The organism is Kitasatospora sp. NPDC127067, from assembly GCF_042724755.1.
Taxonomy (GTDB): Bacteria; Actinomycetota; Actinomycetes; order Streptomycetales; family Streptomycetaceae; genus Kitasatospora; species Kitasatospora lactacystinica.
On record NZ_JBHXEM010000126.1, the window covers coordinates 1 to 24,921 of the forward strand.

At 72.9% G+C, this 24,921-nt stretch carries 20 protein-coding genes; 4 read left to right on the forward strand and 16 right to left on the reverse strand.

Features of this window, described 5'->3' with window-relative positions:
* Nucleotides 1-161: 161 nt before the first annotated feature.
* The 16 genes from ACFWJ4_RS33865 to rsmH form a co-directional block, all read right to left on the reverse strand.
* The gene (locus tag ACFWJ4_RS33865) at nt 162-1,508 is read right to left on the reverse strand and encodes a DivIVA domain-containing protein (protein WP_380551092.1); all 1,347 of its coding nucleotides are present in this window, start codon (nt 1,506-1,508) and stop codon (nt 162-164) included.
* Between the two features lie 59 nt (nt 1,509-1,567).
* Nucleotides 1,568-1,849 (reverse strand): YggT family protein, encoded by a 282-nt coding sequence (locus tag ACFWJ4_RS33870; RefSeq protein ID WP_030060143.1) that lies wholly within the window; start codon nt 1,847-1,849, stop codon nt 1,568-1,570.
* 98 nt (nt 1,850-1,947) lie between these two features.
* Nucleotides 1,948-2,565 (reverse strand): cell division protein SepF, encoded by a 618-nt coding sequence (locus tag ACFWJ4_RS33875; protein WP_224276937.1) that lies wholly within the window; start codon nt 2,563-2,565, stop codon nt 1,948-1,950.
* 292 nt (nt 2,566-2,857) lie between these two features.
* Nucleotides 2,858-3,646, reverse strand: coding sequence for a YggS family pyridoxal phosphate-dependent enzyme (locus tag ACFWJ4_RS33880; protein WP_380551095.1), 789 nt, complete (start codon nt 3,644-3,646; stop codon nt 2,858-2,860).
* Nucleotides 3,646-4,377 carry a peptidoglycan editing factor PgeF gene (pgeF, locus tag ACFWJ4_RS33885; protein ID WP_380551098.1) on the reverse strand — a complete coding sequence of 244 codons (732 nt, stop codon included), beginning with the start codon at nt 4,375-4,377 and terminating at the stop codon, nt 3,646-3,648. Before pgeF ends, ACFWJ4_RS33880 begins: the two co-directional genes overlap by 1 nt.
* Nucleotides 4,374-5,606 (reverse strand): cell division protein FtsZ, encoded by a 1,233-nt coding sequence (ftsZ, locus tag ACFWJ4_RS33890; protein WP_380551101.1) that lies wholly within the window; start codon nt 5,604-5,606, stop codon nt 4,374-4,376. The genes pgeF and ftsZ overlap by 4 nt, the downstream gene beginning before the upstream one ends.
* A 364-nt stretch (nt 5,607-5,970) precedes the next feature.
* Nucleotides 5,971-6,747 (reverse strand): cell division protein FtsQ/DivIB, encoded by a 777-nt coding sequence (locus tag ACFWJ4_RS33895; protein ID WP_380551104.1) that lies wholly within the window; start codon nt 6,745-6,747, stop codon nt 5,971-5,973.
* Nucleotides 6,740-7,846: an undecaprenyldiphospho-muramoylpentapeptide beta-N-acetylglucosaminyltransferase gene (gene murG / locus ACFWJ4_RS33900; protein WP_359912813.1), complete on the reverse strand. Its 1,107-nt coding sequence runs from the start codon at nt 7,844-7,846 to the stop codon at nt 6,740-6,742. The genes ACFWJ4_RS33895 and murG overlap by 8 nt, the downstream gene beginning before the upstream one ends.
* Nucleotides 7,847-7,852: 6 nt before the next feature.
* Nucleotides 7,853-9,166 (reverse strand): putative lipid II flippase FtsW, encoded by a 1,314-nt coding sequence (ftsW, locus tag ACFWJ4_RS33905; protein ID WP_359912816.1) that lies wholly within the window; start codon nt 9,164-9,166, stop codon nt 7,853-7,855.
* A gap of 102 nt (nt 9,167-9,268) precedes the next feature.
* Nucleotides 9,269-10,717: a UDP-N-acetylmuramoyl-L-alanine--D-glutamate ligase gene (murD, locus tag ACFWJ4_RS33910; RefSeq protein ID WP_380551107.1), complete on the reverse strand. Its 1,449-nt coding sequence runs from the start codon at nt 10,715-10,717 to the stop codon at nt 9,269-9,271.
* Nucleotides 10,714-11,775, reverse strand: a complete 1,062-nt coding sequence (mraY, locus tag ACFWJ4_RS33915) for a phospho-N-acetylmuramoyl-pentapeptide-transferase (protein WP_359827635.1) — start codon at nt 11,773-11,775, stop codon at nt 10,714-10,716. Before mraY ends, murD begins: the two co-directional genes overlap by 4 nt.
* Nucleotides 11,775-13,178 carry a UDP-N-acetylmuramoyl-tripeptide--D-alanyl-D-alanine ligase gene (murF, locus tag ACFWJ4_RS33920; RefSeq protein WP_380551110.1) on the reverse strand — a complete coding sequence of 468 codons (1,404 nt, stop codon included), beginning with the start codon at nt 13,176-13,178 and terminating at the stop codon, nt 11,775-11,777. The genes mraY and murF overlap by 1 nt, the downstream gene beginning before the upstream one ends.
* Entirely contained in the window at nt 13,175-14,827 is a 1,653-nt protein-coding gene (locus ACFWJ4_RS33925; RefSeq protein WP_380551113.1) for a UDP-N-acetylmuramoyl-L-alanyl-D-glutamate--2,6-diaminopimelate ligase, read from the reverse strand. Before ACFWJ4_RS33925 ends, murF begins: the two co-directional genes overlap by 4 nt.
* A 7-nt stretch (nt 14,828-14,834) precedes the next feature.
* Entirely contained in the window at nt 14,835-17,045 is a 2,211-nt protein-coding gene (locus tag ACFWJ4_RS33930; RefSeq protein ID WP_380551116.1) for a penicillin-binding transpeptidase domain-containing protein, read from the reverse strand.
* 73 nt (nt 17,046-17,118) lie between these two features.
* On the reverse strand, nt 17,119-17,655 hold the full coding sequence (locus tag ACFWJ4_RS33935) for a cell division protein FtsL (protein ID WP_380551119.1): 537 nt from the start codon (nt 17,653-17,655) through the stop codon (nt 17,119-17,121).
* Between the two features lie 132 nt (nt 17,656-17,787).
* Nucleotides 17,788-18,762 carry a 16S rRNA (cytosine(1402)-N(4))-methyltransferase RsmH gene (rsmH, locus tag ACFWJ4_RS33940; protein ID WP_359912834.1) on the reverse strand — a complete coding sequence of 325 codons (975 nt, stop codon included), beginning with the start codon at nt 18,760-18,762 and terminating at the stop codon, nt 17,788-17,790.
* Nucleotides 18,763-19,299: 537 nt separating this feature from the next.
* Here rsmH and ACFWJ4_RS33945 point away from each other — a divergent pair.
* The 4 genes from ACFWJ4_RS33945 to ACFWJ4_RS33960 all read left to right on the forward strand — a co-directional run.
* A complete protein-coding gene (locus ACFWJ4_RS33945; RefSeq protein WP_380551122.1) occupies nt 19,300-19,842 on the forward strand; it encodes a beta-class carbonic anhydrase in 543 nt (180 codons plus the stop codon).
* 289 nt (nt 19,843-20,131) lie between these two features.
* Nucleotides 20,132-21,181 carry an AAA family ATPase gene (locus ACFWJ4_RS33950; protein ID WP_380357231.1) on the forward strand — a complete coding sequence of 350 codons (1,050 nt, stop codon included), beginning with the start codon at nt 20,132-20,134 and terminating at the stop codon, nt 21,179-21,181.
* Between the two features lies 1 nt (nt 21,182).
* Entirely contained in the window at nt 21,183-22,505 is a 1,323-nt protein-coding gene (locus ACFWJ4_RS33955; protein WP_359912838.1) for a DUF58 domain-containing protein, read from the forward strand.
* A partial coding sequence (locus ACFWJ4_RS33960) for a DUF3488 and DUF4129 domain-containing transglutaminase family protein (RefSeq protein ID WP_380551125.1) occupies nt 22,502-24,921 on the forward strand: 2,420 nt, incomplete at its 3' end. The genes ACFWJ4_RS33955 and ACFWJ4_RS33960, both read left to right, overlap by 4 nt.

Genomic DNA, 24,921 nt, shown 5'->3' on the forward strand with positions numbered 1-24,921 from the left:
CGAGCCGCCGTAGCCGACCCCGTCCCCGACCCTCCCGAATGCCCCCACCCTCCCGAGAGCCACCCACCCCCGATAGCCACCCACCCCACCACAAACAAGAGCGCCCCCTCCCCGACCCGGAGGTCGAAAAGGGGGCGCCCTCAAAAGGCTCTGCTACAACCTCAGTTGTCGCCGTCCTCGTCGATCAGGAAGCCCCGCATCGGCGCCGGAGCCTGCTGCATCGGCTGCGGCGGCTGCGGTCGGACGGCCGCCATCGGCTGGGTCATCCCGGCCGGCTGCATCTGCGGCGCACCGCTGTTGCCACCGGTCGACTGCCCGCCGAAGCTCGGCGCCGAGGAGTTGCCGCCGAAGGCGCTGTTCCCGCCGAAGGACGGCGAGTTGCCTCCGAAGGACGGCTGGTTGCCGCCGAAGCTCGGCGCACCGCTGCTCATCGCACCGGCACCGGCCGGGGCCATCGACGAGGCCGCCGGCGGCAGCGACGCGGTGGCGGGGATCCGCGGCGGAGCGAGCGAGTCGTCGGCCTGCGACTCCAGCTGGCGCAGCTGGGTCTCCAGGTACGACTTCAGTCGCGTGCGGTACTCACGCTCGAACGCCCGCAGGTCTTCGACCTTGCGCTCCAGCGTGGCCCGCGCCGACTCCAGCGATCCCATCGCGACGCGGTGCTTCTCCTGCGCGTCCCGCTCCAGCGCGTCGGCCTTCGCACGGGCGTCGCGCTCCAGGCCCTCGGCCCGGCTGCGCGCCTCGCCGACGATCTTGTTGGCCTCGGAACGGGCCTCGGAGATCGCCTGGTCGGCGGTCTGCTGAGCGAGCGCCAGCACGCGGGCGGCACTGTCGCCGCCGGGGCCCTGCTGCTGCATCGGGCCGCCCATGGGGCCGCCCATCTGCTGCGGGCCGCCCATGGGGCCACCCATCGGCTGCATCTGCTGCTGGCCCATGCCCTGGCCCATCGGGTTGCCCATCTGCTGCGGGCCACCGGGACCGCCCATGGGCTGCAGCATCTGACCGCCCATCGGCTGGACCAGCTGCTGCTGGCCGCCCATGGTCTGGTTCATCTGCTGCTGCTGCGGGCCGCCGGCGGGAAGCTGCGGCGCGGATCCGGCGGGCAGGCCGAGGGGCTGGTTGCCCATCTGCTGCTGCTGCGGGCCGGGGCCCATCTGCTGGGGACCACCCGGACCCATCTGCTGCGGGCCGCCGGGGCCCATCTGCTGCGGACCACCCGGACCCTGCTGGCCGGGGACCGGCGGGCCGGATATGGCGGCCGGCACCGGAGCGCCGCCCTGTCGGGGCGCGTCCTGCTGCGGCTCCTTGCGCAGGTTGGCCTGGTTCTGCGCGGCGGCACGAGTCGCGGCGGCCAGCTTGGCGCGCAGGTCCTCGTTCTCCCGGAGGAGGCGGGTCAGCTCCGCCTCGACCTCGTCGAGGAAGGCATCGACCTCGTCCTCGTCATAGCCTTCACGCAGGCGGACGGTCGTGAACTGCTTGTTCCGAACGTCCTCGGGGGTCAATGGCATCTCTTCACCTCAACGTGATCGTCGGCACACCGGCATCCTGTCGCATCGCTCACCTACGACTAGGGGTGCACAAGCGAGATCAGGACATACACAATGATCATCAGTACGAAGAAGGACAGGTCGAGCGCCACGCCCCCGAAACGCAACGGCGGAATGAGCCGCCGAAGAAGCTTGAGCGGCGGATCCGTGACAGTGTACGTGGCCTCCAGGACCAGGACCATGGCCTTGCCGGGCCGCCACGAACGCGCGAACTGGAAGACCCAGTCCATGACCAGCCGTACGAGCAGGAACACCAGGAAGACGGTCAGGGCGTAGTAGAGCACCGCCCACACGATGTCCATCGCGTATCCCTCTCCCCGGTCCCGATCCCTCGGGCCTGCCGCTCGTCACCTGTCGCCAACCACTGTTGATCAGATCCACACGTAAAGTCGTGGCCGGGTCAGCTCTGGTTGAAGAACCCACCCTCGGCGATCCGAGCCTTGTCCTCCGCCGTGACATCGACGTTAGCAGGCGACAGCAGGAACACCTTCTGTGTCACGCGCTCGATACTGCCGTGCAGACCGAAGACGAGTCCAGCCGCGAAGTCTACGAGGCGCTTCGCGTCGGTGTCGTCCATCTCGGTCAGATTCATGATCACGGGGGTCCCGCCACGGAACTGTTCCCCGATGGTACGGGCCTCGTTGTAGGTCCGGGGGTGCAGCGTGGTGATGCGGTAGGGCTCTCGTTCGTTCACGACCTTGGGCATGATCACCGGTGCGCTCTTCTCCAGGTTGTGGCGACGTTCGGGTGTGATGGACGACACGGGGGCCATCCTCGGAGTCTCCTGGCGGATCGGCACCGCCGCGGGCACCGGCTGCGGGGTGATCGAGGAGACCGGGGCGGGCGCGGCGGCCGCGGGAGCCGGGGCCGGCCGGGGGATGTCCTCGGTCCGCTGGCCCGTCCGGATCGGTTCGGGGTCCGCGTCGTAGTCGTCGTCGGGGTCGTACCCCTGGCCGTCGTACGTCTCGTCCTCCACGAGGCCGAGGTAGACCGCCATCTTGCGCATTGCGCCGGCCATGCTCCTGTCTCCTCCGCTCATAGCCACCTCGCTCGCGCTCGGTGGCGGCTTCGCGATGCGCGCACCTTCTGATGGTCGCTTCGCTCGTTCCGTACGGACCGGCTCCGGCCCGGGCCGTACGGCCCCGCCTGCGGATTCCGCGGTCCCTCCACGACGGCGTGTCAGCCCGACGGCCGGTCAGATGCGTGGAGCGGGGGCCGCGGAGCTGCGATCCACGGTTCGCTAGCGCTCCGAAGAGCTGCTAGATTCTGTCCTATTTTGTCCTGCTGTCTGATCTACTTACCCGGTGACGTTACCTGAGGGGTGACCTCACTCCGAGTACCGCCGTTCCGACGCGCACATGTGTCGCTCCGGCGGCAATCGCCTGCTCAAGGTCACCGCTCATCCCTGCGGAGACCATGGTGGCAGCCGGATGGGCCGCCCGTACGGCGGTTGCGATTTCCGCCAGCCGATCGAAGGCCCGGGCCGGGTCTCCGGCCAGCGGGCCCGCCAGCGGAGCGACGGTCATCACACCGTCCAGCCGCAGCCCGGGCGTGTCGGCGATCGCGTCGGCCAGTTGCGCGACGTCCTCCGGCGCGACCCCCGCCCGGTGCTCACCCTCCCCGTGCGCCTTGTCCAGCGCCACCTGCACCAGGCAGCCCAGCTCCGGGCGCTCCGCCTTGAGCACCGCCGCGGAGAGCGACTCGACCAGCCGGAGCCGGTCCACCGAGTGCACGTGGTTCGCGTAGCGGACGACCGAACGGACCTTGTTGGTCTGCAGCTGGCCGACGAAGTGCCAGTCAAGAGGAAGGTTTCTGCACTGCTCCGCCTTGGGAGCGGCGTCCTGGTCCCGGTTCTCCGCGACGTCCGTCACCCCGAGACCGGCCAGCAGCGCGGTGTCCTCGGCGGGGTAGGTCTTGGTGACGACGACCAGGGTGACCTCCTCCCGGGCGCGCCCGGCGGCCGCGCACGCGTCCGCGATCCGGCGCTCGACCACGTCGAGGTTGGTGCCGAGTTCCTCGTACCGGGCCCGCTGGCCCTCCGTCAGCGCCGCGGTGAACCCGGGGCTTCCCGGGAACGGTCCGTAGATGTCGTTCGTCATCAGTGATCAGAGCCCAACCAGACGTAGCTCGCGAGCCGGCCGGTGCGCTGCTCGCGGCGATAGGAGTAGTGATCGGCGGATTCAAGGGTGCAGACCGGTGATCTCACCAGCTCCTTGACCCCCACCGCGGCCAGCTGGGCCGCGACTCCCTCCGGCACGTCCAGCGCCGGAGTCCCCCAGGAGGTCTCGGCGAAGGCCTCCGGCACCACCGCGGCGACCTCGGCGCGCAGCTGCGCCGGCACCTCGTAGCAGCGGCCGCAGACCGCGGGCCCGGTGGCGGCGGTGATCCGCGAGGGCTCCGCACCCAGTTCGACCATCGCCCGGACGGCCGCGGGCACCACCCCGGCCGCCAGCCCGGGCCGGCCCGCGTGGGCCGCGCCCACCACGCCCGCCACCGGATCGGCCAGCAGCACCGGAGTGCAGTCGGCCGTCAGCACCGCCAGCGCGAGCGGCCGGTCGGAGACCACCGCGTCCACCGTCGGGGCCTGACCGGGCGGCTGGCGCCCGGTCACCACGGCGACCTCGGCGCCGTGCACCTGGTTCATCCACACCACGTCGGCCGGGTCGAGACCCAGCTGCCGGGCGGCCAGCGCCCGGTTCTCCCGCACGGCCTCCGGGTCGTCCCCCACCGCGCCGCCGAGGTTGAGCTCCCCGTACGGCGAAGTGCTCACCCCGCCCCACCGGGAGGTGAAGGCGAAGTGAGCACCCGCGCGGATCGAGTGATCGATCACTTAAGGAAGTCCGGGACGTCGAGCTCCTCTGCCGGGCTCTCCACGAACGGCTGCCGGGCCGGCTGCACCTGCGGCGGCACCGGGGCGGCGGTCGTGGTGGCCGAGGTCTCGGCGGTCCGGCTCGACGACACGGTCGAGGACTCGCCCTCCGACCGGGACGTCACCGAGCCGATGCTCCCGTAGGACGGGCGGCCGGCCGGACGCTCCGGGGCGGCCGGCGGGGTGGCCGGGCGCTCCGGGGCGGTGGACTTGACCACCGGGTCGCGGACGATCGCCGGCGGCTGCCCGCCGTCGAAGCCGGCCGCGATGACGGTGACCCGGACCTCGTCGCCGAGCGCGTCGTCGATGACCGCACCGAAGATGATGTTCGCCTCGGGGTGGGCGGCCTCGCTGACCAGCTGGGCCGACTCGTTGATCTCGAACAGGCCGAGGTCGGAGCCGCCCGAGATGGACAGCAGCACGCCGCGGGCGCCGTCGATCGAGGCCTCCAGCAGCGGCGAGGAGATCGCCATCACGGCGGCGGCCTTGGCACGGTCCTCACCGCGGGCCGAGCCGATGCCCATGAGCGCCGAACCGGCCTCCGACATGACGGACTTGACGTCGGCGAAGTCGAGGTTGATCAGACCCGGGGTGGTGATCAGGTCGGTGATGCCCTGGACACCGGAGAGCAGGACCTGGTCGGCCGAGCGGAAAGCGTCGAGCACGCTGACCTGGCGGTCCGAAATGGACAGCAGTCGGTCGTTGGGGATCACGATGAGGGTGTCGACCTCTTCGCGCAGGGAGGCGATTCCGTCCTCGGCCTGGTTGGCCCGGCGCCGTCCCTCGAAGGTGAACGGACGGGTGACCACGCCGATGGTCAGGGCGCCCAGGGAGCGCGCGATGTTGGCGACGACGGGCGCGCCGCCCGTGCCCGTGCCACCGCCCTCACCGGCGGTCACGAAGACCATGTCGGCCCCCTTGAGGACCTCCTCGATCTCCTCGCGGTGGTCCTCGGCGGCCTTCCGGCCGACCTCGGGGTTGGCGCCGGCGCCGAGGCCCCGGGTGAGTTCACGGCCCACATCGAGCTTGACGTCGGCGTCGCTCATCAGGAGGGCCTGCGCATCGGTGTTGATCGCGATGAACTCGACGCCCTTGAGACCGACCTCGATCATCCGGTTGATGGCGTTGACACCACCGCCGCCGATTCCGACGACCTTGATGACTGCGAGGTAGTTCTGCGGTGCTGCCACGTCGAAGGCCTCTCGCCTCGAATTTCCGGGTCGGCCCGACCCGGGGCGGGGCCGTACCGACGGATGTCGATGGGTAGGGAGCCTGGTTTCTGACTGAATGTCCGAAATGCCGACCGCCGACCCCAACCCTAAACTTGACCTTTAGGGTTAGTTCTGTGCCTCCGTCACATCACCAGGAAACACAGTCTGGTGACACAGGACACTAGGTGGCTCCGGGCACGTGTTTCAACGAACACGCCGAGCTTCCCTTTTTCTTTTGAGCCTATGTGATCATCGGCCGGCATAGGAAACCGGGGGTGACCACCAAGAGTCGGGCCGACACTTCAAGGCGTCAACCCCTCCCTCAGGCAGAGAACCTACCGGATCATCCCGACACCGCCGGCGCCTCCGGCGCCGTCACGTCGAAGTTCGTGCCCTTCTGGTTCATCAGTGCGACCAGCACCCTGGCCTTCCGGTCGATCTGCCCCGGGCTCCCCCAGCGCACCGTCGCACCCCCGCTGAGCTGCAACTCGATGTCGTCGTAGGAGTGCACCAGCACCGAGCCGGCCCGCTTGGCGACCTCCGGCGGCAGCCCGGCGGCCACCGCCACCGCGCCCTGCACCAACTGCGGACGGGAGATCACCCCGTCCACGTCGTTCGCCTGCTGACTGAGTCGCAGCTCGACCACCGGAACGCCCTCCGGCGGAGCCGGTTCGGTGGCGAAGCTCACGCCCCCGGCATCCACCTGGGTGAACTGGCCGTCATCCCCCTTGACGGCGGCCACCGCCTTGCGCTGGACGACCTTCACCCGCAGGGTGTGCGGCCAGCCCCGCCACACCTCGGCCTCGGCCACCCGGGGGATCCCCTCCACCCGGTGCCGGACGTCGTCCAGGTCCACGCGCGCCAGCGGGCCGTCACCGAGCCCGCCGACCGCCGCGCGGACCTGGTCCGCCGTCAACTTGTCGTCGCTCATGCCCTGGACCGCGACGCTGCGCACGTCCAGGACCGAGGAGAGGAACACCAGCCAGGCCAGCACGCCGAGCACCGTGGCGCCGAGCACGCCCAGCACCACGATGCCCCGCCGGGAGAGCCGGAGGCGGGGAGCGGACTCCTCCACCTCCAACTCCTCCTCCAACGGGTCGGCGAGCCGGCCGTCAGCCACGGCGGCGGCCGCCGCGGTGGGCCTGGATCGCCTCGTAGACCATGCCGACCAGCAGGTCGTCGGCGTCCCGGCGGCCGAACTCGGCGGCCGACCGGCTCATGTCCCACAGCCGCTGCGGGTCGGTGAGCACCGGCAGCACGTTCTGGAGCACCCAGTCCGGGGTCAGCTCGGCGTCGTCCACCAGCAGGCCGCCGCCGGCCTTGACCATCGGCTGGGCGTTCAGCCGCTGCTCGCCGTTGCCGATCGGCAACGGGACGAAGGCGGCGGGCAGGCCGACGGCCGCCAGCTCGGCCACCGTCATGGCGCCGGCCCGGCAGAGCATCATGTCGGCGGCCGCGTAGGCCAGGTCCATCCGGTCCAGGTACGGCACCGGGCGGTACGGCGGCATCCCGGGGACGTCCGCCACCTGCGGCAGCTCGTTCTTCGGGCCGACCGCGTGCAGGATCTGCACGCCGTACTGCTGGAGCCGCGGGGCGATCGCGGTGATCGTCTCGTTGAGCCGGCGCGCGCCCTGGGAGCCGCCGGAGACCAGCAGGGTGGGCAGCCGCTGGTCGAGGCCGAAGTAGTGGCGGGCCTCGGGGCGGGCCGCGGCGCGGTCCAGGGTGGCGATGGTCCGGCGCAGCGGGATGCCGATGTACCGGGAGTCGCGCAGCTTGCTGTCCGGCGTGGAGACCGCCACGAAGTCGCTGTAGCGGGCGCCGATCTTGTTGGCCAGGCCCGGGCGGGCGTTCGCCTCGTGCACCACGATCGGCACGCCGGCCCGCTTGGCGGCCAGGTAGGCGGGCATCGCGACGTAGCCGCCGAAGCCGACCACGGCGTCCGCGTTGACCCGCTCGATGATCTCCTGGGCGGCCCGGACGGTGCCGCGCAGCCGGCCGGGGACGGTGATCAGCTCCGGGGTGGGCTTGCGGGGCAGCGGCACGGCCGGGATGAGCTCCAGCTGGTAGCCGCGCTCGGGGACCAGCCGGGTCTCCAGTCCGCGCTCGGTGCCCAGGGCGGTGATCCCGACGGACGGGTCGTGCCTGCGGAGGGCATCCGCGAGGGCCATGGCCGGCTCGATGTGACCGGCGGTCCCCCCGCCGGCGAGTACGACATGCACCGAAATTCACCGCTCCCTGCGTGCCGGCCCCGGGGCCGGGCGCGCTGTGGTTCGTCGTCGTGGCAGCACCCGGGCCAGTTGTCTCCTGATCCGGGAGTTCTTGCTCCGGGCGGCCAGGGCCGCCTTCGCGCCCGAGGTGCTGCGCGCCAGGCACAGCAGCACTCCGATCGCGGACATGGCCGACAGCATGGCGGAACCGCCGTAGGAGAACAGCGGGAGCGGGACGCCCGCGATGGGCAGCAGTCCCAGCGCCGACCCCAGGTTGATCATGGCCTGCGCCATGATCCAGGTGGTGGCGGCTCCCGCGGCGTACCTGACGAAGGGGTCCTTCGTACCGATGGCCACACGGATACCCGCGTAGCCTAGTGCCGAGAAGAGACCGAGGACCGACAGCGTCCCCACCAGACCGAGTTCCTCGCCGGTCGCGGCGAAGATGAAGTCGGTGTGCGCCTCGGGCAGCTGGCCCCATTTCTCCACGCCGGCGCCGAGGCCGGTGCCGAAGCCACCGCCGTTGGCGAACGCGAAGACGCCGTGCAGGGCCTGGAAGCAGGCGCCCTCCGGGTCGAGCTTGGTGACGCCGATGCAGCTCAGCCGCTCCGCCCGGTGCGGCACGGTGACCACCAGGGCGGTGCAGACCACCACCGCCACCCCGAGGGTGGCCACGAACAGCCGCAGCGGCGCGCCGACCATCCAGAGCAGCGCGAACACCATGGCCACCAGGATCATCGAGGTGCCCATGTCGCCGCCGAACATGATCAGCGCGAGCAGCAGCAGGGCCCCCGGCACCAGCGGCACCAGCAGGTGCTTCCACGAGTTGAGGGTGCCGGCCTTCTGCTTGCGGGCGAGCAGGTCGGCGCCCCAGAGCACCAGCGCGAGCTTGGCGAACTCCGAGGGCTGGAACTGGAAGAAGCCGAAGTCCAGCCAGTTCTGGTTGCCGTTGATCCGCACCCCGATGCCGGGGATGGCCACCAGCGTGAGGGCGCCGATCACAGCGATCATCACCGGGTAGGTGATCACCCGCAGCACCGCCACCGGGACGGAGGCGAAGCCGATCAGCAGGACCAGGCCGAGGATGGCCGCGATCAACTGCTTGAGGAAGTAGTACTGCGCCGTGTGGTGCTGGTTCAGGGCGAGGATCTGCGAGGCCGAGAAGACCATCATCAGACCGAGCACGACCAGCAGCAGGGTGCTGCCGACGACCAGCAGGTACGGGGTGAGCGGCCGGTCCAGCCAGTACCGGACCCTGGCCCGGAAGGCCTGGACGCGGGCCAGTGGACCGGCCGACTTGTACTTGGTCGTGGTGGCGGAGATCACTCTCATCGGCTCGGCGGCGTCCCGCTTCTCAACGCCGGAATCCGCTCTGCCCTGCCCCGCCACCGCTCCCCGCTCACTGTTCTCCGTCCGACGCCCGCGCCGGACCGCCTACTCGCCCGCCAGCTCCCGGACGGCCGCCGCGAACAGGTCGCCGCGCTCGCCGTAGTTGGTGAACATGTCCATCGAGGCGCAGGCCGGTGCCAGCAGCACCGTGTCACCCGATCGGGCGAGCGACGCGGCCGTTCGAACGACCTCGGCCATCGCCACCGCGCCAGTCTGGCCCTCGGCCGCCTCGATCACCGGCACATCCGGAGCGTGTCGCTCCAGCGCCTCCCGGATCAGCGCCCGGTCCTCGCCGATCAGCACCACCGCGCGCAGCCGCTCGACCGCGCCCTGCACCAGGTCGTCGAAGGTCGCGCCCTTGGCCAGGCCCCCGGCGATCCAGACGATCGGCCGGTAGGCGGCCAGCGAGGCGGCCGCCGCGTGGGTGTTGGTGGCCTTGGAGTCGTCGATGTACGCGACCTCGCGGACCACGCCGACCTCGGCGATCCGGTGGGCGTCCGGGCGGAAGGCCCGCAGGCCCTCCCGGACGGCCTTCGGGTCGACGCCGTACGACCGGGCCAGCGCCGCCGCGGCGAGCGCGTTGGCGATGTTGTGCGGGGCCGGCGGGTTGACGTCCTCGACGGCGCCCAGCTCGGCCGCGTTCTTGGCCCGGTCCTCGACGAAGGCCCGGTCCACCAGCAGCCCGTCCACCACGCCGAAGTTCGACGGGCCGGGCGCGCCGAGGCCGAAGCCGATCGCCCGGCAGCCCTCCTCGACGTCGGCCTCGCGGACCAGCGCCTCGGTGGCCGGGTCGGCCAGGTTGTACACGCAGGCGACGACGTTGCCCTCGTAGATCCGGCCCTTGTCGGCGGCGTACGCCTCCATCGAGCCGTGCCAGTCGAGGTGGTCGGGTGCCAGGTTGAGCACCGCCGCCGAGTACGGGCGCAGCGAGGGCGCCCAGTGCAGCTGGTAGCTGGAGAGCTCGACGGCGAGCACGTCGTACGGCTCCTCGGCGAGCACCGCGTCCAGCACCGAGACCCCGACGTTGCCGACGGCGGCGGTGCGCCGGCCGGCGGCGGTGAGGATCGAGGCGAGCATCTGGACGGTGGTGGTCTTGCCGTTGGTGCCGGTGACGGCCAGCCAGGGGGCGGGCTCGCCGGTGCCGGGCAGCGGCCGGCGCAGCCGCCAGGCCAGCTCGACGTCGCCCCAGACCGGCACCCCGGCCGCCTCGGCGGCGGCGAACAGCGGGCTGTCCGGCGCCCAGCCGGGCGAGGTGACGATCAGTTCGGTGCCCTCGGGCAGGCTCGCCCCGTCGCCGAGCCGCACGGTGACGCCCAGCGCCTCCAGCTCGGCGGCCCGGGCGACCAGGCCGGGCCCGCTGCCGCCGTCCACCACGGTGACCCGGGCGCCGAGGCCGCGCAGGACGCGCGCGGCGCTGATGCCGGAGACGCCGAGCCCCGCGACGGCGACCGGCAGGCCGCCGAAGTCCGGGTTGGTCAGGTCGGGGTCGGTCATCCGGTCACCCATCCCGCGTAGAACAGTCCGAGGCCGACGGCGACGCACAGACCCTGGATGATCCAGAACCGGACCACGATCAGGACCTCGGTCCAGCCCTTGAGTTCGAAGTGGTGCTGCAGTGGCGCCATCTTGAAGACGCGCTTGCCGGTCATCCGGAAGGAGCCGACCTGGATGATCACCGAGAGGGTGATGATCACGTAGAGGCCGCCGAGCAGGGCGAGCAGCAGCTCGGTGCGGGAGCAGATCGCCAGACCGGCCAGGGCGCCGCCGAGGGCGAGCGAGCCGGTGTCACCCATGAAGATCTTGGCGGGCGAGGTGTTCCACCACAGGAAGCCGAAGCAGGAGCCCATCAGGGCGGAGGCCACGACGGCGAGGTCCAGGGGGTCGCGGATGTCGTAGCAGTTGGCGGTCGCGGTGATGGCGTAGGCGCAGCTCTGGGTGTGCTCCCAGATGCCGATGAAGGTGTAGGCGCCGAAGACCATCACCGAGGCACCGGTGGCGAGGCCGTCCAGACCGTCCGTCAGGTTCACGCCGTTCGACATCGCTGCGATCATGAAGTACGCGAAGATGACGAACAGGACGGGGCCGATCGCCCACTTGAAGTCCCGGACGAAGGACAGGCTCTGGGACGCCGGGTTGAGCCCGCGGTCGTCCGGGAACTGCATCGCCAGGACGGCGAACCCGAGGCCGACGATCGACTGGCCGGCCAGCTTCGCCTTGGCCCGCAGGCCCAGCGAGCGGCGCTTGACCACCTTGATGTAGTCGTCCAGGAAGCCGACCAGGCCGAGACCCGCGGTCAGGAAGAGCACCAGCAGCCCGGAGGCCGTCGGGCTCTCGCCCGTTATCGCCTTCGTGGCGAAGTACGCGATCAGGGTCGCCAGGATGAAGGCGATGCCGCCCATGGTGGGCGTGCCCTTCTTGCTGTGGTGCGCCTTCGGGCCGTCGTCACGGATGTACTGGCCGTAGCCGTGCTTCGCGAGCACCTTGATCAGGGCCGGGGTGCCGAGCAGCGACAGGATGAGACCGATCATCCCGGAGAAAAGGATCTGCTTCATTATTCGGCCACACCGTCCGCCAGGAGGGCCTCGGCCACCTTCTCCAGCCCCACCGAACGGGAAGCCTTCACCAGGACCACATCCCCCGGCCGCAGCTGACTGCGCAGCAGCTCGACCGCCGCGTCCGCGTCGGACACCAGCACCGACTCCTCACCCCACGAACCTTCGTTCCTCGCGCCGAGTTCCATGCAGGCCGCCTCGCGTCCGCCGACCGCCACCAGCTTGGTGACGTCGAGCCGGACCGCGAGCCGCCCGATGGCGTCGTGCTCGGCCAGGCTCTCCTCGCCGAGCTCCCGCATCTCGCCGAGCACCGCCCAGGTGCGGCGGCGCTCCGGGCCCCGGCCGCCCATCGAGACGAGCGCCCGCAGCGCGGCCCGCATCGAGTCCGGGTTCGCGTTGTAGGCGTCGTTCACGACGGTGACACCGTCGGCCCGGTCGACGACCTCCATGCGCCAGCGGGACAGCGCACCCGCTTCGCCCAGGGCTGCCGCGGTGTCGTCGACGGACATCCCGAGCTCCACCGCCACCGCGGCGGCGGCGAGGGCGTTCGAGACGTGGTGCTCACCGTACAGGCGCAGCAGCACGGGCGCGGAACCGGCCGGGGTGGTGAGCGTGAAGGATGGCCGCCCGGTGGCGTCCAGGCGAACGTCGGTGGCCCGTACGTGGGCGTCCGGTGATTCCCCGAACAGGACCACCTTCGCCTTGGTGCGGGAGGCCATCGCGCGCACCAGCCGGTCGTCCGCGTTGAGGATCGCGGCACCGTCGGCGGGCAGCGACTCCACCAGTTCGCCCTTGGCCTCGGCGATCGCCTCCTGGGAGCCGAACTCGCCGACGTGGGCGGTGCCGACGTTGAGGACCAGGCCGATCCGGGGCGGGGTGATCGAGGTGAGGTACTCGATGTCGCCCTTGTGCCGGGCGCCCATCTCCATCACCAGGTGCCGGGTGCCGGCCTCGACCCGCAGCGCGGTCATCGGGTGGCCGATCTCGTTGTTGAGCGAGCCGGGCGGGTAGACCGTCTCGCCGTGGCGCTGGAGCAGCTGGGCGATCAGGTCCTTGGTGCTGGTCTTGCCGGCCGAGCCGGTCAGCGCGACCACGGCGGTGCCCTCGGCGCGGGCGACCACGGCGCGCGCCAGCCTGCCGAGCGCCTCCACCACACTGTCGACCAGGACGGCGGGCACGCCGACCGGGCGGGAGGCCAGCACCGCGACGGCGCCGTCCCCGACCGCCTTGGCCGCGTAGTCGTGGCCGTCCACGTGCTCGCCGACGAAGGCCGCGAACAGGCCGCCGGGGACCACCTTCCGCGAGTCGACCTCGACCGGGCCGGTGACCAGGGCGTCCGGGTCGGCGCCGTCCAGGGTGCCTCCGACGGCGGCGGCCACCTCGGCGAGGGTCAGTGCGATCACTGCTGCTCTACTCCTCGGTCGCCCCGCGCGGCCGCGGTCCGCGCGATGGACTCGCGCAGCACCTCCCGGTCGTCGAAGGGGCGGATCTCGTCTCGTACGTACTGGCCGAGCTCGTGGCCCTTGCCGGCCACCAGCACGGTGTCCCCCGCCCGGGCGCGGGCGACGGCGAGTGCGATCGCCTCGGCCCGGTCGGGGACGACCAGGACGGCTCCGCGCTCGGCCTCGGGCACCGCGGCGGCGCCGGTCAGCATGGTGGCGAGGATCGCCAACGGGTCCTCGCTGCGCGGGTTGTCGCTGGTCAGCAGGGCGGTGTCGGCCAGGCGGGCGGCAATGGCGCCCATCGGGCCGCGCTTGTGCGGATCGCGGTCGCCGCCGCAGCCGACCACGACGTGCAGCCGGCCCTCGGTGACCTGGCGCAGCGAGGCGAGGACGGCCTGGAGGGCGTCCGGCTTGTGGGCGTAGTCGACGACGGCGACGAACGGCTGTCCGGCGTCCACCCGCTCCAGCCGGCCGGGCACGCCGGGGACGGCGGCGACGCCGGCCACGGCCCGCTCCAGCGGCAGCCCGGCGGCGACCAGCACGGTGATCGCGGCGAGCGCGTTGGCGACGTTGAACGGGCCGGGCAGCGGGACGGAGGCGTCGGCCTCGGCGCCGTCCGGGCCCTGCACCCTGAAGGTGGAGCCGACCGGCCCGAGTCGGACGTCCACGGCCCGCCAGTCGGCCCCGGCGGCGCCGGTGGCGGAGAAGGTGGTCACCGGGATCTCGGCCTCGGCGGCGAGCCGGCGGCCGTACTCGTCGTCCAGGTTGACCACGCCCCGGCGGGACTTGCCGGGCTGGAAGAGCCGGGCCTTCGCCTGGAAGTAGTCCTCCATGTCCGGGTGGAAGTCGAGGTGCTCGGGGGTCAGGTTGTTGAACAGCGCGACGTCGTACGCGACGCCGTCGGTGCGGCCGAAGACCAGGGCGTGGCTGGAGACCTCCATGGTCACCGCGTCGGCGCCGCGCTCGGCCATCACGCCGAGGATCGCGTGCAGGTCGGTGGCCTCGGGGGTGGTGCGCTCGCTCTTGATCCGCTCCTCGCCGACCCGCATCTCGACGGTGCCGATCACGCCCGGGCTGCGCCCGGCGCCGCGCAGGCCGCCCTCGACCAGGTAGGAGGTGGTGGTCTTGCCGTTGGTGCCGGTCAGCCCGAGCATCAGCAGCCGCCGGGAGGGGCGGCCGTAGACGATCGCGGCCAGCTCGCCCATGACGGCCCGCGGCCGGTCGACGACCAGCAGCGGCAGGCCGGTGGCGGCCGCCTGCTCGACGCCGGCCGGGTCGGTGAGCACCGCCACCGCGCCGGACTCCGCGGCCTTGGCCGCGAAGGCCGCGCCGTGGTGGTTGGCGCCCGGGAAGGCCACGTACACGTCGCCCGGGCGGACCGCGCGGGAGTCGTGGGTGACACCGCTGACGGCGCCGCCCTCGACGGGCGGCAGGCCCAGTTCGGCGGCCAGCTCGGCGAGCGGCAGGGCGGTGGTCCCGGTCGGGCGGGGCGGACTCACGGTGGTTTGATCGGGTTTCGGCACGGCGGGAAGGCTATCCGCCGAAGGGCGTCCAGGGCCAAACCGGCCCTTCGCCGCGCCGTGCTCCGGCCCGGCCGGTTCGTTGCTCATCGCTCGTTCACGGCTTCCAGTCGACGGTGAGGTTGGGCGCCTGGCTGCCGCTCGGCGGGACCTGCATGGTCTTCAGGGTGAACTCCATCACCTGCTTGAACACCGGGCCGCACAGCTGGCCGCCGAAGTGGCCGTTGACCGGGCCCTGGAGGGTGCAGGAGACGGTGTACCGGGGGGCGTCGGCGGGGGCGAAGCCGATGAAGGAGGCGGTGTAGCCGTCGTAGCCGACGCCGTTGGCGGCGCCCCGGTTGGCGGTGCCGGTCTTGCCCGCGACCCGGTAGCCGGAGATGGCGGCCTTGCCGCCGGTGCCCTGCTCGTCGTCGACGACCGACTCCAGCATCGAGGTGAGGGTCTTGGCCGTCTCCGGGCTGACCACCCGGGTCTGCTCCCCCGGCGCGCTCGGCGTGTACTTGCCGTTCGGGTCGGTGACGCCCTGGACGATGCTGGGCGCGACCCGCACCCCGCCGTTGGCGATGGTGGAGTAGACCGAGGTGGCCTGCAGCGCGTTCATCTGCAGCGGGCCCTGGCCGAAGGAGATGTTGTACTTCTCCGAGGCGACCAGGTCCTCCGGCTTCTTGAGCATCCCGGGGGTCTCCCCGGGGAAGCCCAGGCCGGTCGGCCGGGCCACGCCGAACTTGCGCATGTAGCCGTCCAGCACCTGGTTGGCCTTCAGCTGGTCGCCGTCGCCGAGGGTCTCGACCGCCTCGATGGTGCCGATGTTGGACGACTTGGCGAGCACCCCGGCCAGGGTCAGGTACCAGGGGTCGTGGTCGATGTCGTCCTTGAACTGCTGCCCGGCCCGGACCAGCCGGTTGGGCACGGTGACCTTGGTGTCCCAGGTCGCCTTGCCGGAGTCCAGCACGGCGGCCAGGCTCATCAGCTTGGCGGTGCTGCCCGGCTCGTACGCGTCGGCCAGGGCGGGGTTGCCCAGCTGCGCCTGCTTGGACAGGCTCAGGTCGTTCGGGTTGAAGCCGGGCGCGGTGGCCATCGCGAGGACCTGACCGGTCTTCACGTCCTGGACCACCACGTAGCCCTTCTCCGCGCCGGAGTTGGCCACCTGGTCGGTGATCGCCCGCTGGGCGGCCCACTGGATGTCCCGGTTGATGGTCAGCTTCACGTCGTCACCCGGCACGGCCGGCTCCATCGAGCCCCCCGCGGTGGGCACCAGCCGCCCGCCCGACTGGGCGTAGCTGCTGTGGCCGTCCTTGCCGGCCAGCAGCTTCTGGTACTGGAGCTCCAGGCCGCCGGCACCCTCGCCCTCGGCGTTGACGAAGCCGACCAGGTTGGCCGCCAGCCCGTCCGCGGGGTAGATCCGCTTCTGGGTCTCCCGGTTGAACACCCCGGCCAGCGGGTTGGCGCACTCGTTGTCCACCCGGGTGCGTCCGCCCTGGTCGGCGGGCTTGCCGAGCAGCCTCTTCTGGGCCTGGCAGGCCCGCGAGCCGGCCTGCTTCTCCAGGCCCGACTTGAGGTCGCTGATCTGCTTCTTGGCGGCCGGGGTCTGCTGGGCCGCGAGCCGCTTGTAACGGCTCTTGGGGGTGTGCAGGTCGGCGGCGATCTTCTCCTTGGGCACGCCGAGGATCGGCGACAGCAGCGCGGCCGCCTGCTCCGGCGCGTCCGGGATGCCGGTCGCCTCCGGGGTGAACATCGCCGGGTCGGCGGTGATGTCGTACGCGTCGACGGTGGCCGCCAGCGAGACCCCGTCGGAGGACGTTATCGAGCCGCGTTCGGCGGTGATCGGGATGTTCAGGTAGCGGTTGGTGTTGGCGTCGGCGGCCAGCGCGTCGGCGTCCACCAGCTGGAGCTGCACCAGGCGGCCCGCGAAGACGGAGAACACCAGCGACAGCACCACGCTGATCACCCGCAGCCGGCGCTTCGGCTCGGCCAGCTTGAGCGCCTTGGGGCGCAGCGACGGCCGGCTCCGCGGGCGCACCGCCGCCTGGCTGCGGGCCGGCGGGCGTCCCTCGGGGCCGCGCTGCTGCGGCGCCCGCGGGGTACGGCCGACGGAGGCCGACCTGGCGGGCTGGGCCTTGGCCGACTGGCTGCGGGCGGGCTGACCCTTCGCCGGCTGGCTCCTGGCCGGTTGGCCCTTCACGGGCTGACCCTTGACCGGCTGGCCGCGGCCGGAGCCGGACTGCGCGCGCGGCGCGCCGCCGCGGGGCACCGGACGGCGGCCGTTGCCGCCGCCGGACCCACTGGTGGGCTGACGTGGAGTGCTCATGCGACCACCTCGCTGCGCTCGGCGGACGCTTCGCACCATTCGTACCTGTTGACGGTTCGCCCGTTCCGCCCGCTCACCGGCCGGCACCCCCGCTCGGCTTCGCGCCCGCGGTGGGCGGGACCGGGTTGAGCTGGATCACCGAGTCACCGGCGGACGCCGCCGGAGTCGGCGCCGGCGGCGGGGCGGCGGGCGACGGGGCACCGCCCGGCTGCGGCGCGCCCGGCGACGGTCCGGCGCCGGGCTGGGCGGCACTCGGCTGGGCCCTGGTCGGCCACGGCTCGGCCGTGGACCGCTTGACCGGCGGGCTGTCCTGCGCCGGGCCCGGGGTGCCGATCACCTTGCCGCCGTTCGGGACGTCCAGGAAGGCCATGCCGCCGGCCGGGACCATGCCGAGCTCGGCCGCGCGCCGCGACAGCGCGTCCGGCGCCGAGCTCTGGTCGATCTCGTGCTGGAGGCCCTGCTGCTCGTCGGTCGCCGTCGTGGTCTGCTTCTGCAGCCGGGACAGCTCGAAGGAGCCCTCGTTGAGCGCGGTGTTCAGCGTGAGCAGGCCGAGCAGCCCGGCCGCCAGCAGCACCACGATGAGCACCGCGAACGGCGTGCGCCTCCGCACCGGGCGCCTGCCCGGCCGGACCGTGATCCGTGCCCTGCCCTGCCTCGGGAGTCCTCCCCGCCCCGCCCGGACCTCACCGGCCACCGGCCCCACCGCTCTCCTCCACCCTTCGGACCCGCCGGGACCGGTTCGTCAGCCCCGCTTGCTACGGTCCCTGATCCTCTCCGCCACCCGCAGCCGCACGGGCGCGGCACGCCGGTTCTCCTCGATCTCCTCCTCGGTGGCCAGCTCGGCACCGCGAGTGATCAGTTTGAGCCAGGGCTGGTGCTCCTCCGGGATGAACGGCAGGCCCGGCGGAGCGGTGCTGGTCGCACCGGCCGCGAAGCACTGCTTGACCAGGCGGTCCTCCAGCGACTGGTAGGACATCACCGCGATCCGGCCGCCCACCGCGAGGACGTCCAGCGCGCCCGGGATCGCCCGGTCCAGGACCTCCAGCTCGCCGTTGACCTCGATCCGCAGCGCCTGGAACGTCCGCTTGGCCGGGTTCCCGCCGGTCCGACGGGTCGCCGCCGGGATGGCGTTGCGCACCAACTCGACCAGACGCGCGCTGTTGGTGAACGGTTCCTTCTCCCGCTCCCGCAGGATCACCGAGGCGATCTTCCCGGCGAACCGCTCCTCGCCGTACACCTTGAGGATCCGGGCCAGGTCGCCGTGGCTGTAGGTGTTCAGCACCTCCGCCGCGCTGATCCCCCGGGTCTGGTCCATCCGCATGTCCAGCGGCGCGTCCTGCGCGTACGCGAATCCGCGCTCGGCCTCGTCCAGCTGCATCGAGGAGACGCCGAGGTCGAACAGGACGCCGTCCACCTCGTCGATGCCCAGGCGCTCCAGCACCTCGGGGATCTCGTCGTAGACGGCGTGCACCAGGGTGGCCCGGTCGCCGAACGGGGCCAGCCGCTCGCCGGACAGCTTCAGCGCCACCGGGTCGCGGTCCACCGCGACCAGCCGCACCTGCGGGAACTGGGTCAGCAGCGCCTCGCTGTGTCCGCCGAGGCCGAGGGTGGCGTCGACCACGACGGCACCGGGGCGCGAGATCGCCGGGGCCAGGGCGTCCATGCACCGCTGGAGCATCACCGGAACGTGCTTGGGGCCCGGTTCGTTGGTGGTCATGCGCGGTGGCGCCCTTCCTCGGTGCGGAGCAGCCCGACGTCCGGGAGCTGCGACCATTCTCGCCCACCGTGCCCCGGCACGACGAAGCGGCCCGTGGTCCCCGCCCGCTCAAGGGGAAGGTCGTGACCGCCCGGCGCCGGGGAAGGTGCGCCAGGTGGGCACGGAGCGGGAGGAGGCCACGGACCGCGTCGACCGGGCCGCACCGGCCGGGAAGGCCCGGTTGACGGGCCCCTGCGGGTGTGCTCCACTGCGCCGCAAACTCTATCGCGCGGGCCTTGCCAGTCAATGGTCCGCTCCGGCGCACCACCCGGGCGGCGGTACGGATCACCGCAGGTCGCGGGCGTGCGGATGGACCGGTGGCGGCACGGATCGGGGGCCTTCGGCGGCCGGCGCGCGCCCCCTCCCCGCCCCGCGTGCGGGTCACCCCGTACCTGCCCGGACGGACCCTCCGGTTGTGGCGATGCACCCGATCGCGGCGCCCGGTTCTGTAGCTCCCCGCCCCACCGCGCGGTCCCGATCCGCACTAACGTCGCCACCATGACAGTGACACCCGACCGGCCCTCGCCGAACGCCGCTGCCGCCCCTGCCAGACCCACCGTCATCGACCGCTTCGTCACGGCCAACCGCGCCTACGCCGTGACCTTCCAGGACGGCGGGATGGACGCCCGCCCGGTGCAGAAGATCGCCGTGGTCGCCTGCATGGACGCCCGCCTCGACCTGTTCGCGGCACTCGGCCTCGAACTCGGCGACGCGCACGTCATCCGCAACGCCGGAGGCGTCGTCACCGACGACACCATCCGTTCCCTGACCATCAGCCAGCGCGCCCTCGGCACCCGCTCGATCGCGCTGATCCACCACACCGGCTGCGGCCTCCTCGGGCTCACCGAGGACTTCCGCCGCGAGCTGGAGCTGGAGGTCGGCCAGCGCCCGCAGTGGGCGGTGGAGGCCTTCGTCGACCTGGACGGCGACGTCCGCCAGTCCATGCAGCGCGTCCGCACCTCTCCCTTCCTGCTGCACACCGACGACGTCCGCGGCTTCGTCTTCGACGTCCACACCGGCCTGCTGCGCGAGATCGACTGAGTTCTCCGTCCGCTCGTCCCCGGGCCCGCCACAGCCGCCCGGAGACGAGCGGACCGGCCACCCGCGGTCCAGGCATTCGGGAACCGCCGAATGGTGACTTCTGGCCATCCCGCGGGGGAGAATGCGCCTGCCGGTCGGACCCCGAACCACCTGGGGCGGCCAGGCCGCAGGCCGCCTTTCCCGGCGCCGGATCCTTGTTCGGAACCGCCCCCGGGACGGCCGCGTCAAGCATGGGGTGGGGCCCGGCCTCGGGACGGGGCGGGCACAGGGTGCCAGGGAGCGTAAACGGGTGACGAGCTACAACGATCAGGCCGGACTCGGCAGTCCTGCGGGGGGCGAGCAGCAGAGGGCGAACGGGTACCAGCCGGTCGGGCTCCCCGAGCTCGCCGCGGTCGTCGACCGCGTCCGTGCCAACGTCGAGAGCGTGATCGAGGGCAAGCCGGAGGCCGTCCGGATCGCCCTGACCGTCCTGCTCGCCGAGGGCCACCTGCTGCTGGAGGACGTGCCCGGCGTCGGCAAGACCATGCTGGCCAAGGCGCTCGCCCGCTCGCTCGACTGCACCGTGCGCCGCATCCAGTTCACGCCCGACCTGCTGCCCTCGGACGTCACCGGCACCAACATCTACGACCAGCAGCGGCACGACTTCGAGTTCCGCCCGGGCGCGATCTTCGCCCAGGTCGTGGTCGGCGACGAGATCAACCGCGCCTCGCCCAAGACCCAGTCCGCGCTGCTGGAGTCCATGGAGGAGCGCCAGGTCACCATCGACGGCACCAGCTACGAGCTGCCCTCGCCGTTCATGGTCGTGGCCACCCAGAACCCGGTCGAGATGGAGGGCACGTACCCGCTGCCGGAGGCCCAGCGCGACCGCTTCATGGCCCGGATCTCGATCGGCTACCCCAGCCCCGAGGCCGAGCTCGCGATGCTGGACGTGCACGCCGGCGCCAGCCCGCTGGAGGACCTCCAGCCGGTCGCGCACGCCTCCGACATCCTCAAGCTGATCGACCTGGTCCGCGGCGTGCACATCGCCGACCCGGTCCGCCGCTACGCCGTCGACCTGGTCGGCGCCACCCGCACCAGCCCGGAGCTGCGCCTGGGCGCCTCCCCGCGCGCCACCCTGCACCTGGTCCGGGCCGCCCGCGCCGCCGCCGCGCTGGACGGGCGCGACTACGTCACCCCTGACGACATCCAGCGCCTCGCCGTCCCGGTCCTGGCGCACCGTCTGATGCCGACCGCCGAGACCCAGCTCAGCCGCCGCACCTCCGAGCAGATCGTGACCGACCTGGTCGCCCGGCTGCCGCTGCCGCGCCCGCAGGGCGGCCCGGCCGTCCGGAGGGGCTGAGGTGACCCAGTCCGACTCCGCTTCGGGACTGCGGGCCGGGTTCCGCGGTCTCACCACCCGGGGGCGGTCCTTCCTCGCCGCCGGGGTCACCGCGGTGGTCTGTTCCTACCTGCTCGACCAGGACGCCCTGCTGCGCGTCGGCGTCCTGCTCGCCGCCCTGCCGCTGGTCGCCGTGGTGGTGGTCGCCAACACCCGCTACCGGGTGGCCAGCGGACGCCGGCTCAGCCCGCGCCGGGCCGTCGCCGGCCAGGAGGCCCGGGTCCACCTGCGGGTCGACAACGTCTCCCGGGTGCCCACCGGCGTGCTGCTGCTGGAGGACAAGGTCCCGTACGTGCTCGGGCCGCGCCCGCGCTTCGTGCTGGACCGGGTCGAGCCGCGCGGCCACCGCGAGGTCTCCTACCGGGTCCGCTCCGACCTGCGCGGCCGCTACCCGCTGGGGCCGCTCCAGCTGCGGCTGTCCGACCCGTTCGGGATGTGCGAGGTGACCCGCGCCTTCACCGCCTCCGACGTCCTCACCGTCGTCCCCCAGGTCCAGGCGCTGCCGTCGGTACGGCTCAGCGGCGAGTGGATCGGCCAGGGCGAGAGCCACAGCCGCACCCTGGCGCTGGCCGGCGACGACGACGTGATCCTGCGCGAGTACCGGCCCGGCGACGACCTGCGCCGGGTGCACTGGCGCTCCACCGCCCGGTACGGCGAGCTGATGGTGCGCCGCGAGGAGCAGCCCCGGCAGGCCCGGGCCACCGTCGTGCTGGACACCCGGGAGATCGCCCACCGGGGCAGCGGCCCCGCCTCCTCCTTCGAGTGGGCGGTCGGCTGCGCCGCCTCGGTCTGCGCGCACCTGCTGGAGCGCGGCTACCAGACCCGGCTGCTCACCGACACCGGACTGTCCGTGCCCGCGCCCGGCGCGGGCGGCGGCCACGGCAGCGCCGCCACCTCCGGGCTGATCCTCGACGCCCTCGCCGTCGCCGACCTGTCCGACGGCGGCACCCTCTCCCGCGCCGAGGACCCGCTGCGTGCCGGCGGCGAGGGCCTGCTGGTCGCCGTCCTCGGCGACCTGGACGACGCCCAGGCCGCCCGGCTGGGCCGGCTGCGCAGCCGCGCCGGCGGGGCGATCGCCCTCCTGCTGGACACCGGCACCTGGGCCGGCCTGCGGATGCTCGCCCCGGACACCGGCGGCGACGACTTCCGGGCCCGGGTCCGGCAGCTGCGCGAGTCCGGGTGGACGGTGATCCCGGTGCGGGCCGGGGACTCCGTACCGGACCTGTGGCGGGCCGCCGACGGCAGCAGGACGACCGCCCCCTACCGAGAAGAGGCCGGCGCGTGACCACCCGGGCCAAACTGACCGCGTACTCGGCGCTGGCCACCGCCCTCGCCTCGCTGTGCATGATGCCGCTGCTCACCACCCGCAGCTGGTTCACCCACGCCGTCCTGGTGATCGCCGTGATCTCCGCGGTCGGCGCGGGCCTGCGCCGCTCCCCGCTGTACCGCTGGACGGTGCCGGTCGGGCAGCTGCTGGTGCTGCTCCTCCTACTGCTGCTCGGCTTCGCGGGCGCCGGCGGGGTACTGCCCGGGCCGGCCACGATGCGGGTCCTGGACCAGGTCCTCACCTCCGGCCTGGACGACATACAGCAGTACGCCATCCCGGCTCCGCCCACCGCCGGACTGCGGCTGATCCTGGTCTCGGCGATCGGCCTGATCGCCGTCGCGGTGGACACCGTCGCGGTGACCTACCGGCGCTCGGCGCTGGCCGGGCTGCCGCTGCTGGCCCTGTACTCGGTCGGCAACGGCCTGGCCGGGGAGCACGGCAGCTGGGTCTGGTTCGCCGTCGCCGCGGCCGGCTACCTGCTGCTGCTGTTCGCCGAGGGCCAGGACCGGGTCTCCCGCTGGGGCCGGGTCTTCTACGGCGGCGCGCGCGGCTCGGTGGAGTCCGGCCGGGTCAGCCCGGGCGGCCGGCAGGTCGGCGTGCTGGCCCTGGCGGTGGCGCTGCTGCTGCCGGTGGTCCTGCCGCACTGGAGCTCCGGACTGCTGAACTCCGGATCCGGCGGATCGAAGGGCAAGGGCGTCGGCGGGAGCCTGTCGACCAGCCTCGACCCGCTGGTCAGCCTGGAGGCCGCGGTCACCAAGCCGACCGACGCGGAGCTGCTCACCTACACCCTGGACGGCTCGCTGGCCGATCAGACCTATCTGCGGACCGGCTCGCTCGACCAGTTCGACGGCACCAACTGGAAGCTCGGCAGCACCACGGTCACCGACCTCCCGGCGACGCTGCCCACCCCCGAGGGCCTGCGCGACGCCCAGCGCCCCCGGATCGAGGGCGACTTCAAGATCGGCGACCGGCTGGAGGGCAGCTGGCTGCCGATGCCCTACCCGGCCGCCTCCGTCCAGGTCCCCAAGCCCGGCGACTGGAAGCTCGACCCGCTGACCCGCACCGTCCTGCCGGCCAACGACAAGGCCATCCGCGGCCTGAACTACCACGTCAGCGCGCTGGACCTGCGGCCCGGCGCCAACGACCTGCGCCTCGCGGCCACCGCGCCGCAGGACATCAGGGAGCACTACACCGCCGTCCCGGCCGACCTGCCGCCGGTCGTCGCCGAGAAGGCCAGGGCCGTCACCGCCGGCGCCCGGAACGACTACGACCGGGCGACGGCGCTGGTCAACTGGTTCACCGGGCCGGACTTCACGTACGACACCGCGGTCAACGGCGGCACCGGCAGCGACGCCATCGCCGTCTTCCTGCGCGACCGCCGCGGCTTCTGCGTGCACTTCGCCTCCACCATGGCGGCGATGGCCCGGGTGCTGAAGATCCCGGCCCGGGTGGCCGTCGGCTTCACCCCCGGCGACAGCAAGGGCGGCGGCGTCTACTCGGTGACCGGCCGGATGTACCACGCCTGGCCCGAGCTGTACTTCTCGGGCTACGGCTGGCTGCGCTTCGAGCCGACCCCGAGCCGCGGCGTCCCGGCCCGCTACACCGAGGCGTCCAGCGCCCCGACCAGCGCGCCGACCCAGCAGGCGACCGCCGCCCCGCAGAGCGCCTCGGCCGCCCCGGCGCCGACCTCCAGCTCGGACTGCACCCCCAAGCAGCGCCAGCTGGGCGAGTGCGACACCAAGGGCAAGGCCGTCGCCACGGCCGCCGAGGAGTCCTGGCTGCTCTCCCCGCAGGTGCTCGGCACCCTGGCCGCGGTGCTCGTACTGATCGCACTGCTGCTCGCCCCGATGCTCTGGCGCGCCGCCGTGCGCCGCCGCCGACTGGGCGGCGGGGGCCGGCGCGGGCCCGGCGGAAGCGGGCCGGCGGAGCTGACCGACGCCCAGGTGCTGGCCGCCTGGGACGAGCTGATCGACTCCGCCTGGGACCTGGGAATTCCCCCGGACGAGTCACGCACGCCGCGTTCGGCGGCCCGCCGGATCACCGAGAAGGCGCAGCTGGACGCGGACTCCTCGGCCGCCACCGGCCGGCTGGCGCTGGCCACCGAGCGGGTGCTCTACGCCCCGCCCGGGCGGCCCACCACGGAGCCGCTGGCCTCCGACGTCCGCACCGTCCGGCGCGGGCTGCGGGCGAGCGCCGGCCGGGCCGGGCGGACCAGGGCGCTGCTGCTGCCGCCGTCCTCGGCCCAGCTGTGGTGGCGGATCTCCGACGCGGTGCGGGCGGCCCGGGCGGCGGTCGGCAGCCGGGCCGGCCGGGCGGTCGAGGCGGTCCGCGCGCCGGTGCGGCGGGCCTTCACCCGGCGCAAGCGGTCCACGCC